The organism is bacterium SCSIO 12741 (assembly GCA_024398055.1).
Classification (GTDB): Bacteria; Bacteroidota; Bacteroidia; order Flavobacteriales_G; family Salibacteraceae; genus SCSIO-12741.
In genome coordinates, this window is record CP073749.1 from 452,372 (window position 1) to 466,754 (window position 14,383).

General features: G+C 41.7%; 11 protein-coding genes. 6 read left to right on the forward strand and 5 right to left on the reverse strand.

Annotated elements, in window-relative coordinates; genetic code table 11:
- Positions 1 to 3: 3 nt before the first annotated feature.
- The 4 genes from KFE98_02005 to KFE98_02020 all read left to right on the forward strand — a co-directional run bounded on the left by KFE98_02005 (position 4) and on the right by KFE98_02020 (position 4,646).
- On the forward strand, positions 4 to 1,086 hold the full coding sequence (locus tag KFE98_02005) for an iron-containing alcohol dehydrogenase (protein UTW62956.1): 1,083 nt from the start codon (positions 4 to 6) through the stop codon (positions 1,084 to 1,086).
- Between the two features lie 104 nt (positions 1,087 to 1,190).
- Entirely contained in the window at positions 1,191 to 1,712 is a 522-nt protein-coding gene (locus tag KFE98_02010) for a histidine phosphatase family protein (GenBank protein UTW62957.1), read from the forward strand.
- Positions 1,693 to 3,756: a polyphosphate kinase 1 gene (gene ppk1, locus KFE98_02015; protein UTW62958.1), complete on the forward strand. Its 2,064-nt coding sequence runs from the start codon at positions 1,693 to 1,695 to the stop codon at positions 3,754 to 3,756. The genes KFE98_02010 and ppk1 overlap by 20 nt, the downstream gene beginning before the upstream one ends.
- 56 nt (positions 3,757 to 3,812) lie before the next feature.
- Complete coding sequence (locus KFE98_02020; GenBank protein UTW64616.1) at positions 3,813 to 4,646, forward strand: exopolyphosphatase; 834 nt, start codon at positions 3,813 to 3,815, stop codon at positions 4,644 to 4,646.
- A gap of 95 nt (positions 4,647 to 4,741) precedes the next feature.
- Here the strand turns inward: KFE98_02020 and KFE98_02025 are convergent, their stop codons facing one another.
- The 5 genes from KFE98_02025 to KFE98_02045 form a co-directional block, all read right to left on the reverse strand.
- Positions 4,742 to 5,596 carry a prohibitin family protein gene (locus KFE98_02025; protein ID UTW62959.1) on the reverse strand — a complete coding sequence of 285 codons (855 nt, stop codon included), beginning with the start codon at positions 5,594 to 5,596 and terminating at the stop codon, positions 4,742 to 4,744.
- 12 nt (positions 5,597 to 5,608) lie between these two features.
- Positions 5,609 to 5,980, reverse strand: a complete 372-nt coding sequence (locus KFE98_02030; GenBank protein ID UTW62960.1) for a hypothetical protein — start codon at positions 5,978 to 5,980, stop codon at positions 5,609 to 5,611.
- Positions 5,981 to 6,012: 32 nt separating this feature from the next.
- The gene (locus tag KFE98_02035) at positions 6,013 to 6,804 is read right to left on the reverse strand and encodes a hypothetical protein (protein ID UTW62961.1); all 792 of its coding nucleotides are present in this window, start codon (positions 6,802 to 6,804) and stop codon (positions 6,013 to 6,015) included.
- Between the two features lie 40 nt (positions 6,805 to 6,844).
- A complete protein-coding gene (gene proS / locus KFE98_02040) occupies positions 6,845 to 8,320 on the reverse strand; it encodes a proline--tRNA ligase (GenBank protein ID UTW62962.1) in 1,476 nt (491 codons plus the stop codon).
- A gap of 161 nt (positions 8,321 to 8,481) precedes the next feature.
- A complete protein-coding gene (locus KFE98_02045) occupies positions 8,482 to 9,657 on the reverse strand; it encodes a hypothetical protein (GenBank protein ID UTW62963.1) in 1,176 nt (391 codons plus the stop codon).
- 181 nt (positions 9,658 to 9,838) lie between these two features.
- On the opposite strand from KFE98_02045, the gene KFE98_02050 reads away from it, so the two are divergent.
- Positions 9,839 to 13,339 (forward strand): S8 family serine peptidase, encoded by a 3,501-nt coding sequence (locus KFE98_02050; protein ID UTW62964.1) that lies wholly within the window; start codon positions 9,839 to 9,841, stop codon positions 13,337 to 13,339.
- Complete coding sequence (locus KFE98_02055) at positions 13,339 to 14,343, forward strand: hypothetical protein (protein UTW62965.1); 1,005 nt, start codon at positions 13,339 to 13,341, stop codon at positions 14,341 to 14,343. The genes KFE98_02050 and KFE98_02055 overlap by 1 nt, the downstream gene beginning before the upstream one ends.
- The last annotated feature ends 40 nt before the right edge of the window (positions 14,344 to 14,383 follow it).

Sequence of the window (14,383 nt, forward strand, 5' to 3'; positions counted from 1 at the left end):
ACCATGCAGCACATTAATTTCAACAACATCGGTAAGATCTGCTACGGAAAAGGTAGCTTCAATCAACTCGGAGAAATCTTAGAACCTCGCCGTTCGGATAACCAAGGCTACATGGTTTTCTGTGTAGACGATTACTTCGAGGGTAAAGAACTGGCGGATCGTCTTCCTGTGGAATCCAGGGATATGGTCTACTTTATCGATGCAAGTCATGATGAACCCAAGACTTCTCAAATTGATGAAATGCGAGATGAGATTTTGGAAAAGCAAGGCTTGCCTTCCGGAATCGTTGGTATTGGTGGTGGTAGCATTATGGACATTGCCAAAGCCCTGTCCTTGATGGTGACCAATGAAGGTTCTTCTACCCTTTATCAGGGATTGAACCTGATTAAAAAGCCGGGTATCTACCACTGTGGTGTTCCTACTATTTCAGGTACGGGTGCTGAATGTTCGATGACGGCTGTTTTGAGTGGACCTGAGAAAAAATTGGGATTGAAGTGTGAGTGGACGGTTTTCAACCAAGTTGTTTTGGACCCGGATTTAACGGCAACAGTGCCTACTGATCAGTGGTTCTACACCGGTATGGACACGTTCATCCATTGCATCGAAAGTGCTACGGGTATTAAGTACAATACTTTCTCTAAGGCTTATGGCGATCAGTCCATCGAGCTTTGTAAAGAAGTTTTCCTGGGTGAAAACGCCGGACAAACTCCAGAGAACGATGAAAAGCTTATGCTGGCCTCCTTGTTTGGTGGATTGAGTTTGACCTATTCAGAAGTGGGTGTTTGTCACGCCCTTTCCTACGGATTAAGTTTTGTTTTCGGAACCCGTCATGGTTATGCAAACTGCTTAGCATTTAACCACTTGAAAGATGTTTACGGTGACGCTGTAGATGATTTCCACGTAATGTTGGATCGATTTGGCATTGATCTTCCTCAAAATTTGGCCGCTGGCTGGACAGAAGAAGAGATTACCGCCATGGCCGAAATCGCTATTCGATTGGAGCATATGTGGCACCATGCCTTCGGTGAAAACTGGAAGGAAAAGGTAGACATGGACTACATAAAAGACTTGTACCGAAGAATGTAATAACCGCCTGTAAATAGCTGGCTTTCTTCTTCTTTTATTCTTAATCTTACCTTAACTTTATAGTTTGGGCCGTGTGCTTCTTTTGCGCAAAACAGTAACCCCGAATGAAAACACTCTATATCGCACGACACGCTAAGTCCAGCTGGAGAAATACGAGCTTGATTGATATCGATCGCCCGCTCAAATCGAGTGGTGTAATGATGGCTTATAAAGTGGCCAAAAGATTGATCGAAGCTGAAGTGAACTTGGATGCTATTTATTCCAGTCCTGCGATTCGGGCTATGCACACGGCTATCATCTATGCGCGTACGCTGGAATTTCCAGAAAATCGCGTGGAAATTCGCCCTTCTCTCTACAACAAAGGGAAGGAAGGAATTTATGAGCTTGTGAAGCAGGTCAATGAAGACTATAATTCCATTATGATTACCGGTCATGATCCTACGCTCACCCATTTTGTGAACGAATACATGGCTGTACCTCTTGAAAAGTTGCAAACCTCAGGTATTATTCAACTGGACTTGGAGACTGATAAATGGACTCATATTCGTCAGGCCAATCCAATACGTATCGTGTACTTTAAACGTGAAGAAACCCGAGAACTGAAATATGCCAAACAGAACTATTAATCGCTACATCAATCGAGAAATTAGTTGGCTGGGCTTTAATGCCCGAGTGCTGCAAGAAGCGGCAGACCGTTCAAACCCACTCATAGAAAGACTTCGTTTTTTAGGAATTTACTCCAACAACCGGGATGAATTTTTTCGGGTGCGAGTGGCTACTGTGCGTCGTCGGATCCAATTGGAAAAAAAATCCGAGAACCTGATCGAAGGAGATGCTCAGGTGCTTTTGGATGAAATTCAAAAAAGGATTCTCAAGCAGCAGAAGGACTTTTACCGCATCTATGCGGAAATTGTCAAAGAACTGGAAACGGAAGACATTTACCTGGTCAACGAAAAAGAGGTGACCGAAGAGCAAGGAAAGTTCATCAAAGAATACTTTACCGAAAAGGTCTATCCTGCTCTCATTCCAATCGTATTGCAAAATGCGGATCAGTTTCCACGGATCAAAGACAAGTCTACCTACCTCGCTGTCTCCCTTTACCAAGGCGGGAAAAAGAACCCGAAATACGTATTGATTGAGATCCCATCGAAATTGGGACGTTTTCTTGTTTTGCCTTCCATTGGCAACAAAAAGTTCATCATTCTACTCGACGACGTAATTCGTTATTGCCTGGGAGATGTATTTGGTTCCTTTGGCTACGAACGCATCGAAGCGCACAACATAAAAATGACGCGCGACGCGGAATTGGACCTGGATGCTGATGTTTCCAAGAGTTTTCTGGAAACGATGCAGAAGAGTTTAAATCGACGCAAAAAAGGAGAACCGGTCCGCTTTATCTACGACAACGAGATTTCGGATCACATGCTCCAATACCTGATTCGTAAATTGGGGCTTTCCCTCAAAAATGACAACCTGATTGCCAGTGGTCGCTACCACAACTTTAAGGACTTTATCGGCTTCCCTACGGTTGGAAAGAAGCAACTTCAATTTTCCAAAAAGCAGCCTCTAAGACATCCCAATCTGGAGCCTTTCAAAAGTGTATTGGCTTCCATTCAGGAAAAAGACATTTTACTCCATTACCCTTACCAGACCTTTAACCACATTATCGATTTGCTCCGCGAAGCCGCGATTGATTCGAAGGTGAAGGAAATTAAGGTTTCGCTTTATCGGGTAGCGAGCAATTCGCACATCATCAACGCACTAATCAACGCCGCCAAAAACGGTAAGAATGTAACTGTATTGGTGGAACTTCAGGCTCGATTTGATGAGCAAGCTAATATCAAATGGTCCAAGGTTCTTCAGGACGAAGGCGTGAATGTGTTGTTCGGTTTTAAAGGACTCAAGGTGCACTCCAAGATTTGCTACATCCGCAGAAAATCGGATCGCAAAACAACGGAATATGTTTATGTAGGCACCGGAAACTTCCATGAAGGAACTGCCAAAATCTACAGCGACCTGGGCTTATTGACGGCGGATCCGAACTTAACCGGAGAAGTTCGCCGGGTATTTGAATTGCTGGAAGGAAATTTCACGCCTTATTACTACAAGCATTTGATCGTATCTCCGCTGAGCACCCGAAACCGAATGGTAAGGATGATCAACCAAGAGATTCGCAATGCCCGAGAGGGCAAACCCGCTTATATTCACCTCAAGCTCAACAGCTTGGTAGACCCGGATTTGATCGACAAACTCTACCAAGCCAGCAAGGCAGGAGTGGAAGTTCGACTCAACATTCGCGGAATCTGTAGTCTTAAACCTCAGGTTCGTGGATTGAGCGATAACATTGAAGCCATCAGTATTCTCGGACAATACCTTGAACACAGCCGAATTTTTATATTTTGCAACGAAAATAGCCCGAAGTACTACATCGGTTCCGCGGACTTTATGGAACGGAATCTCGACCGTCGTGTAGAGGTTACTTGCCCCATTTACGATCCGCATTTGCAACAGCAAATTCGGGATATTTTTGACCTGCAGTGGAAGGACAATCAGAAAGCCAGGCTGTTGGATGACAAAATATCAAACACCTACGTTCCTCAAAACACAAGGCAGAAGATCGACTCGCAGCAGGTTTTGTATACCTACTACAAAAAAATGCAACGAAATTGAAGAGAAAGAAGTACGCAGCAATCGATATAGGTACGAACGCCGTTCGACTGTTGCTGATGAATGTGTTTGAAGATAAGGGGCAAACGAGTTATAAAAAAGTATCCCTGGTTAGGGTTCCCCTTCGTTTAGGAGAAGATGTATTTGTAGATCAACAGATTTCGGCCAAAAAGGCGGAAGATCTGGAACGCACCATGATTGCCTACAATCACCTAATGCATGTTCACAAAGTGGATAGTTACCGAGCGTGTGCCACCTCCGCCATGCGTGAAGCGAAAAACGGACAGGAGCTGGCTGACGGTATCTTTGAAAGAACAGGAATTAAAATTGATATCATTCCTGGTTACGAAGAAGCGCAGATCATTTACTCTACCCATATTGAAGAACGAATCAAAGATCACCAGAACTTCCTCTACGTAGATGTAGGTGGTGGTAGTACGGAAATCAGTTTGTTTGAAGGCACCGTTCCTAAAGAATCACGCAGTTTTGATATTGGTACAATTCGAGTACTAAAAAACAAAGTGAAGGAAGAGCGCTGGGATGACATGAAAAAATGGGTCAAAGACGTCACCCAAGGACACAAGGATTTGGTCGTTATTGGATCGGGTGGAAACATCAATAAGATCTATAAGCTTCACCAAAAAAGCAATTGGGAATCCCTATACTACAACGAAATCAAGTCTCTGATTGACGAGCTTTCCGACATGAATGTGGATCAACGGATTATGAACTTCCACCTACACCCAGATCGTGCCGACGTAATTGTACCTGCCGGTAAAATCTTCTTAAAGGTGATGAAATGGGCTGCTATAAACGAAGTTCAGGTACCTAAGATGGGACTTGCCGATGGCCTCATTAAAGGCATGCATCAGGGCCTTACTTTTAGCAGATAAGGATGTTTCAAACTTGAATCTTGAATTCTGAATTTTGAGGTCCATCCAATAGGACAAAATCCATCGAAATTCAGAATTCAGAATTCAAAACAAGCTTAGCGATCAGAGTTTAGAATCAACGGCATTCCATCGCCGCCAGATCCAATCACAACCACTTTAGAGTTTTCAGATTCGGCCAATTTCAAAGTAGCCTCGATACCTCTCATCCGAAGTAGATTTCCGGTCAAACTGCTGTTGATGATATCATTTGCTTTGGCTTCCCCTTGAGCGGCAATTCGCTTTCTTTCGGCCTCACTCTTTTCTTTTTCCAAACGGAATTTGTAGGCCAATGCTTCCTGCTCTTGTTTCAGCTTGCTTTCGATCGCCTGCTTGATTTCTGCCGGAAGAATGATGGAACGAATCAACAGGGCCTTCATTTCGATGTTGTTGTTATCGTTACTCAACACCTCAGCTGTTTCGCGAATGATGGCACTTTCCACCTCCGGACGCTTGGTTGAGTAAATTTCCTCTGCCGTGTAACGCCCCATTACCTGACGAACCGTTGAACGTACTTCAGGAATAACCAAACGATTCACATAATCCTTGGTGAAGGTTTCGTGGATGTCTCCAATGCGATCATATTTCGGGTGGAAACGAACGGAAATCTCTACTTTGATGGAAAGACCGTTTTTATCCAATACGTCCATACTTTCTTCCGCTTTGTTCTCAGACACATCGTAGCGAATCAAGTCGTTCCAGGGAGCTTTTACATGAAACCCTGGACGAATGATATTCTCCTTGTCTAACCCACCGCTAAACCGCAAGAAGAGCACTGCTCTTTCATTGGGCTGAATGGTGTAGAAAATACTGGATGAAAATAGGATTAGAATTAGAATAATGGCTCCGATAACCACTACGGGAAGGAGCTTTCTAAAATCGAATTCGGTGTTTTGTTGATAATACTCTGCCATGATTTCTTGGTATTACTCGGCTACCTGAACGAGGTCGCCAATAAACTGTTTTCCTTTTAAAAATGCGGTGTATTGATAGGCATCACCTTCAATAGCGGTGATGGTTACATTCAATGTGTCATACTGACTCAAAAGCGTCTTGTAACTTTCGTTGGAAGACATCAAGACGAGTTTGTATTCACAATCGTTGATCCAGATGACTTTATAAATATTCTCAAAGCCACGAGCCTCACTGGTTTCAATTTGAATCGAGTCGTTTCGAACGATTTTGATATCGCTAATCTTTTCGTCGGCAGCCTGAAAGGTACCGGTCTTAAAATCCTTACACTTCTTATCCTGGCAACTGATTCCTGAAAAAGAAAACACAGCTACTACAAGAGCCAAAGTGAGTTGATTTAATGAGGGAAGTTTTGTCTTCATTGCTTATTCAAAGGTACACTAAAACCCAGGGAGACAAAATATTCCAGAAAGCCAAAACGCTGATCTGCCTTTTCAGCCGGGTCTGAAGTGGTTAGAATATTTCCCATCCACAGATATCCTCCTTTAGCCGCAGTTTGCAGAAAGAAATTGCGGTAGAAGGTAAATCGCATTTCAAGCTTCCCATTAAATCCACCACCGGCCACATGAAATCGATTATCCGATTCATGATCGAAAGCTCTGAAGCGAGTTTTGGGAATGAGTAATCCTGCCCCTAATCCTCCATTGACATCCAGGTAGAAGCGTTGAGATGGGCTCATCCAAACGGACTGGTGATAGGTTCCTTCCAGAAACACGTAGTTCAATCCATCGGAATGCTCGTATTCGAAATCTTCGGATGGGATAAACACCAAATCCTCTTGGTATTCTCCATTCACTTCAGGATGTTCTTCCGTTTGAGCATACCCTGTAATCTTGTAGGACTGATCGGCCACGAAGAAGTACTTCATGTGGTCGAAGCCTCCAGCAATACTCCACTTTTCACTGAGGTGGTAACCTAAGGCGTAATTGTATTGCGGAACGGTGAATCGCTCAGGATGACAATAAACACTCAAGTCCACTGGCTCAGGTTTGTCTTGGCCTTTCGCATCGTGAATGGTTACGTCATAATTTTTCCCCTGAAGGTGGATATCACTTTTGGTATACCAACTGCGATTGTACCCCCAATAGAAGAATACACGCCCTTTACGAATGGCGTCCTGGGCTTGACCTTCAAGGGCCAGACCCAGCAAAAAAACAAATACTATAACAAGTTTAGCAGGCGATAAAGATTTAATAAGCACGGGCAAAAATGACTCTTTTCGTGGAGGGTTTTCCACTGTAAATACACGTACCACCCTCCTCTTCTGCATCCAATGGAATACAGCGAATGGTAGCTTTCGTTTCCTCTTTGATTTTGTCCTCGGTTTCCGATGTTCCGTCCCAATGGGCCAAAACAAATCCGCCCTTAGAATCGAGAACGTCTTTGAATTCCTCCCAGGTGTTAACCTGAGTAGTGTGTTCTTTGCGGTAATCAGCCGCTTTTTTATACAGATTTTTCTGAATATCCTCTAACAGATCCTGGACATACTGTACCAGGTTTTCCATGGATACCACTTGCTTCTCCAGGGTGTCTCTCCGAGCTACTTCTACGGTGCCGTTTTCCAAATCACGTGGCCCCACAGCCAACCTTACAGGAACTCCTTTGAATTCGTATTCGTTGAATTTCCAACCTGGCTTGTGTGTATCTCGGTCATCATACTTCACGCTAATTCCCGCAGCTTCCAGTTCTTTTTTGATGGGAAGAATCTTTTCGCTTACCGCAGCCAGTTGCTCTTCTTTCCGGTAGATTGGAATAATGGCCACCTGAATAGGAGCCAATTTAGGAGGAAGCACCAATCCGTTGTCATCGGAATGGGTCATAATCAAACCTCCCATCAATCGGGTAGAAACACCCCAGGATGTAGCCCAAACGAGTTCCTCTTTTCCTTCTTTCGAGGTAAACTTCACATCAAAAGCACGAGCGAAGTTTTGTCCCAAAAAGTGAGAAGTCCCAGCCTGCAGCGCCTTTCCGTCTTGCATCAATGCTTCGATACAATAAGTTTCCAAGGCACCTGCAAAACGTTCGTTTTCAGTTTTTAATCCCTGAATGACAGGCATGGCCATCCACTCTTCTGCAAATTCAGCATAAACACGAAGCATTTGTTCTGCCTCAGCGATGGCTTCATCTTTAGTGGCATGGGCCGTGTGACCTTCTTGCCAAAGGAATTCCGCAGTTCTTAAAAACAAACGGGTTCTCATTTCCCAGCGCACCACATTGGCCCATTGGTTGACCAAAATAGGTAGGTCGCGGTAAGACTGAATCCAGTTTTTGTACGTATTCCAGATGATGGTTTCCGAAGTAGGACGAACCACCAATTCTTCTTCCAATTTAGCAGCAGGATCTACTACTACCCCATTTCCTTCCGGATCGTTTTTCAACCGGTAGTGGGTTACAACAGCGCATTCTTTGGCAAATCCTTCAACGTGATCGGCCTCTTTACTTAGATAAGACTTCGGGATGAAAAGCGGGAAGTACGCATTTACGTGACCGGTCGCCTTGAACATACGATCCAATTCGGCCTGCATTTTTTCCCAAATTGCATATCCGTAGGGTTTGATAACCATACACCCTCTAACGTCTGAAGATTCAGCCAAGTCAGCCTTGATGACCAACTCGTTATACCATTTGGAATAGTCTTCAGATCGTTTGGTAAAGTCTTTCGCCATTGTTATTGAATTTGACCGGCAAAAATAATCCGTTTCCGGTACCCTTCATAGTGGTGACGTACTTAGTTTAACTTTTATTTTAAGAAGCTTAATAAATCGAGAAAAACGGGACTAAATCTCAGATGAATGTTGGGGTAATAATGAGGTCTGCAATCGCATCCTCACTCTTTCTTCTTTCCCTTCTTCTTTTTCTTCTTTTTGGACTTCCCTGACTTCGTATTGGAGGTAGAACTCGCTGCCGGTGACCGCTCTTTACTTAGCACTTCAATCACGCCAGCTTTGGCCTTAGCGTAGGGAATGTTTTCTTCGGGCCAGCCGAAACCATAATTCAGATGGGTATCCCCTTTCCAGGCACAGAGTAAATGGCTGGGTCCGTCGTCTGAAAACTTGATGGTTTTTTCGGTTTGAATTCGAATATCCAATTCTCCTTCTGCATTGTACACGTAGAAAATGTATTGCTGTTCCAACATTTCCTCTGGTATTTTAAACAGCTGATAAACGGAAACGTATTGATCTCCGATTTCAAATTCATCGAACCGGCACATGGCATATTCCATCATTTTTGAGGGTAAAGCTTCCTCCTCGTATCCCGCTCGCATCACATCAAATAGGCTATCGCTTTTCTCAATTTGTCCCCTACCGGTATAACATAGGATAAGCCGCTCAATGGTTTTGTATTCCTTGGGATGATAGAACAGCAGCTTACGGTAGTTTTCAATGGCCTTGGTCGTATCCTTGTTGACATGGATTTCGAGGTTTCCGGCAAACTCCTGGCAGTATTTATAATAACGATCGTAGGGATCAATCACCTCTAAAGCCTCGTAATATTTCACCAGGGCTTCGGCATCCTTTTTCTGCTGATCCAATACGTTGGCCACGATGAAATGGGCCGCTCCGTTTTGATAGGACAATCCAACCGCTTTACTGGCGATTGCGTAGGCCGAGTCAAGTTCATCTGCAAAGTAGTACATGAGGGCCATGTCACTGCGGTACTTCTGACTTTCCGGATTTTTGGCAATGGCTCTGTAGTAGTATTTTGACGCTTCCTTGGGCTTACCCAAAAACCGATAGGCAGAACCTCGAAAGAAATCCAGATCCGGGTGATCAAAACCCTTGGCTTCAGCTTTGTCATACCATTTGAGTGCCACCTCTTCCCTTTCGGTCATGTAATAGGCTTTCCCGATGACATACATCTCCTTACCAGTCAAAGCCTTTTCATCAAATTCAATCCGCGTAATGGAATCGTATTGATCATCGGCATAAAGAAGTTCTACATTTTGGGCAGTAAGGGCGGTCGAAAACAGTAAGGCCAGCAGGCCGGTTAACAGGGTTTTCATTATGATGGAGTTTGGTTTAATGACAACAATTGGCGTTAATAAAGACAATTATACCAATGCAATTTACAACAATTAAGGCTAAGGTTATTATTCACCAATATCCTTAAATGCCGAAAATGTTGTACCTTGAACCATAATATTCATCAACACCTTAATGCACTAAATTTCAAACCATTAAACTATGAAACCAACTCATTATTACTTATTTCTATTCATATTTATATGCCTTAATGTCAACGGCCAACGATACGTTAAATCCTCATGGTCCACTACTTTGGGAGCATCCATAAGTATTGACCATACCGCTTCTGAATTATATGGGCCAAGTCAATTGATTCAGGTATCTAATAAACCCAATCTGCAGTCGGTTGATATGGTGACTCGATTAATTAATACCGAGGGTAACGTCGTATGGGAATCCTTATATAATCATCCTTTTAACAAATCAGCTTATGGTACTGCTATAGCCCAGTTAAGTGATGGTAAAATCATTGCTGCCGGAGCACAGAATAGCTCTCTGAATAACGTTGATTGGGTTATTATTTGTTACTCACCAAATGGGAGCCAATTATGGAAGTTTGAAGTTGACTACGTCGGACTCGAAGATATTCCCATAGATATCGCTATTAACTCGTCTGATGAAATCATTGTAACAGGGTTTGTGACCGATTCATTAAATAAAAGAGATTTTTATACTGTAAAATTGGATTCTTTGGGATCCATTGTTTGGACTGCACAGCGGGATTACCAGAATGAAGAAAACTCACCTCTAAAATGTGAATTCAATGGGAGCCAAATATTAATTACCGGCGGATCTTCGTCCTCCAAGGTCACAGGAAAAATTATTTCCATTTTATATTCTAATGATGGTATTGAGCAAGGCTTGCATTTATCAAGTAACGGTGCTTCACTTAGCTTTCCAACAGATCTCATTTCCTTTAAAGACAAAGGGTTCGTAATAGTAGGTCAGGACAGTCTATCAGGTAAAATCGTTCGGTTGGATTCAAACCTTCAGGAAATTTGGTCCTCACGATTTGATGAACCTGATGGAAATGAAATAATAAATTCAGTGACAAAGGATTCAAGTTTCAACCTATATGTCTGTGGATCAATCCTTTCAAGTTTTGATGAGAAATTAGCATTTCTTGCCAAATATGATGAACATGGAAATCAACAATGGAAAAAAATTGATATTAAAGAAAACAACATAGAATCATCAGCTTTTAGAATTACAATTCTAAACTCGGATACATCTAAACGAGTAGTAGTTTCTGGAAACCAAAAAGATTCGAATAACCTTACAAGAACATATCTGACTTCATTCGACCTAAATGGAAATATTGAATGGGGACCATTTACGTTGAATAAACGAGAAGAAAATATAATTGAAGAAATTGACGGTTTACATATACCTGCTAACAATGAAATTTGGGTTCAGACTACTCTGAGCAGCACGTCGAGCGGAGGATCAAGCCAAAATAAACTTTACTCCATCACAACATACAACCGCATCAAGGAATACTTGATAGACTCAAATGGTCACCCAAATTATTGTGACGGGGAAATTATTATTCAATTCAATCCAAATGCAATTCGCAGTCAAGTAGCAAATAATCCAAATTGCACATTTGGCTTCTTACCTGAAATTCTTGATTCGATAGCCTTTGATAGTTTAACAATTGACCTACAAGAATGGATAAATACAGATTCTGTAATTGCCCTTAAAGTTCATAAAGAGTTACTTCCTTCCGATAGCCTGTCATTAGATAGATCAGGCGATACAATTAATCTTCCACCAGTTTGGGCCACTTATGTCCTAATTTTTCAAGAATCATTGGATGAAGATACCCTGAGTCTGGCCCTCCATCAATCACCATATATTGAATATGTTCACCCAAATTTTGCCTATGAATTGTTGAATACTCCTAATGACCCTCTATATGGAGTTTCTCAAAGTGGATTAATTCCATGGACTGGAATAGCCTCAATGACTCCTAGCATCGACGCGGAAAATGCCTGGGACCTTGAAACAGGCAAAAAACATATAAAAATTGGAATTTATGACTCAGGAATCAATTGGAAGCATGAAGATTTCAAATTAAATGGGAAAACCAAAATATTTGGTGGGTGGGATTTTGCCGAAAATAAAACTGCAATCAACCGATTTTATCCTGACCCTGTGGGTCATGGAACTGCGGTCTCCGGTATAGCAGCAGCGTTGAGAAATAACAATAAAGGAATCAGCGGTATTGCTGGTGGAAATTCTTCAAATAATGAAGATTACGGTTGCCAATTATACTCAATGAAAATAATAAATGACAAGGGGAATTCATTTGCTACAGATGATGTAATTGCTTCAGCCATTTTTGATGGCTCAGTTTCCATTTTGGGAACAAATTATGGATATGGCTTTCATATTGCTAATCACAGTTGGGCCACTAGTAAATACAGCCTCATTTTAAAAGGAGCATTTAAAATCGCAGCAAGATGTGGTGTAATTAATGTTTGTGCTTCAGGAAATTCAGGAATAAATCAAAGACTTTACCCCGCAAGTTTCAACGATGACTGGATTCTTAAAGTTGGCGCGTCCAATAGCAGTGGAAACAGGGCAGGCTTTAGCACCTATGGATATGGGTTAGATTTTCTTGCTCCAGGGACTATTGCCTCTTATGAGGTTCTACATGGGACTATTGCATCAGGATACGGTAATTATCTATCTAATAATCCAAATTTACCTGCAAATGGTACATCTCTATCTGCACCGCATGTTACTGGATCCGCCGGACTAATGTTAAGCTATCACAATTCTAAAACAGCAACCTTCAACAATTTGGATCCCGAGGATGTTGAACATATGTTACAAAAATATTCAGTCGACAAATCTGCTGTGAATTATGACAATGAAACCGGATGGGGGTTGATTCAAATTGGATCCACTATGCAGCATATGAAAAAGAATCAATATCGAATTTACCATGTGGAAGTAAACGTTAATACATCGTCGGCTTCATTATATCGCACTACGACTTCTCTTAACTTACCAGAAAGCTACGAGGATCTTAGGATCCCAAATCCTTACCTAACCCAAGTAAACGTATATAAGCTCACTCAAACCATCCATCACAATATTCCATCTGGATGGATTGCAATAGATGCCTGGGTAAGAAATACCTCCTCAACATTTTTTAATCCAGATTTAGCCGAACTATCTTATCACCAACCATCAGAAATCAAATTAGAATCATACAATCAAAATCAAGCTACTCTTTCTGGTGGGTTCTATGAAATATGGGCCGAATTCACTCCGGAAATAGTGCGAAAATGGACTCCAGTAAATAATTCCACTATCGGAACATTTGCTTATACTCTTCTACTTTATAACGAAAACGCCTTAAGTCAGCAAGAGTTAGATAAAAACAATGATGTTATGATGGTGATGCCTAATCCTGTTGCATCCGGAACCCCAATAACGGCATCCTTCAACACTAGCACAGATATGGACTTGGATCTGGTTTTGATTGATATGAGCGGAAAAACAATTCGTAAATTCGGTCATCATGTAATTCAAAAAGGAAGTACTCAGATCAAAATTGAAACTGAAGGATTGATTCCTGGGCTATATTTCCTTCAATCTAAGTCACCTAATGGTCAATGGATACAAAAACTAATTATTTCTTCATAATGCATAAAATATCGAGAGTTTTATTGGCCTGTTTGATCCTTTTTAGTGCTTGTAAAAAAGACGAACCTGTTATTGATTGCGATACTGACTCCAATGTTGAAAATCCATGTTTAATAGATGGGTGCGAAAACTTCATTCAAAAGCTTTACGAGAATCCAGTGATTGTAACTTTTGTCAAGGATTCTGTGCAAAAGAAGGCTCCTTGCTTTAACCCAAAGAATTCCAATGAGTTTGCATTCATTGACATTGACCATTCGAATGGACAAAAAAGCTTAAAAGTATTTGAAATATCCTCCCGATCACAGAGACTTATTGTATCAAACCAAGGTATAATTGGACAACCCGATTGGGGAAGTAATGGATGGATTCTATTTGTGTCAGATGACTATTCACTCTGGAAAATCAGAGAAAATGGGCTTAATCTTCAAAGATTAGATTCCGTTTCGGGCTACCAACATGCCACATGGAATCATGACGGAACCAAGATTTTGGGCAATTTCGCTCCGGCGAATAAACCGACGTCCGAAGCGCTTTCAATCATACTGGATTCAGCAGGGAATCACATTGATACACTATTGGGTAAAAATCTATTTTTCGCAGATTGGGACGAATCGAATCAAATTATTGGCCTCGAATCATACCCTAGCTTTGAATACTTGCAATGGGGTAATTTTAATATTGACGATTGGAAAAAACTGGATTCACCCCTTGAAGGAAAGGGCCAAATATTGGATGCCAAATGGAAAAATAGCTCTGAATTCGTCTTTTCAAGATCCAATGTCGGACTATACACCCAAAACACCGAAGGTTCGGAAACTAAGGTTCAAAATGGTTGTGATTCTAAAAGCTATGCATTTCTATCCTACTCAATGGAATCCAACAAAATTGTTGCTGAGGTTATCCAACGGAGACATGAAGGTCAGTCAGTAATTTCGGTAATTGAAAAATCTATAATTGTTCAATTAGATCCTGACGGATGCAACGAAAAAATTCTACTCCAATAGTACTAATGAATCTTAATTGAATCGGCAAAAAATCCACAGA

Coding starts and splice junctions, on each gene's coding strand:
- KFE98_02010 (UTW62957.1), top strand. CDS start 1,191: ATGAAAACACTCTATATCGCACGACACGCTAAGTCCAGCTGGAGAAAT.
- KFE98_02025 (UTW62959.1), bottom strand. CDS start 5,596: ATGGCAGAGTATTATCAACAAAACACCGAATTCGATTTTAGAAAGCTC.
- KFE98_02020 (UTW64616.1), top strand. CDS start 3,813: ATGAATGTGTTTGAAGATAAGGGGCAAACGAGTTATAAAAAAGTATCC.
- proS (UTW62962.1), bottom strand. CDS start 8,320: ATGGCGAAAGACTTTACCAAACGATCTGAAGACTATTCCAAATGGTAT.
- KFE98_02055 (UTW62965.1), top strand. CDS start 13,339: ATGCATAAAATATCGAGAGTTTTATTGGCCTGTTTGATCCTTTTTAGT.
- KFE98_02050 (UTW62964.1), top strand. CDS start 9,839: ATGAAACCAACTCATTATTACTTATTTCTATTCATATTTATATGCCTT.
- ppk1 (UTW62958.1), top strand. CDS start 1,693: ATGCCAAACAGAACTATTAATCGCTACATCAATCGAGAAATTAGTTGG.
- KFE98_02005 (UTW62956.1), top strand. CDS start 4: ATGCAGCACATTAATTTCAACAACATCGGTAAGATCTGCTACGGAAAA.
- KFE98_02045 (UTW62963.1), bottom strand. CDS start 9,657: ATGAAAACCCTGTTAACCGGCCTGCTGGCCTTACTGTTTTCGACCGCC.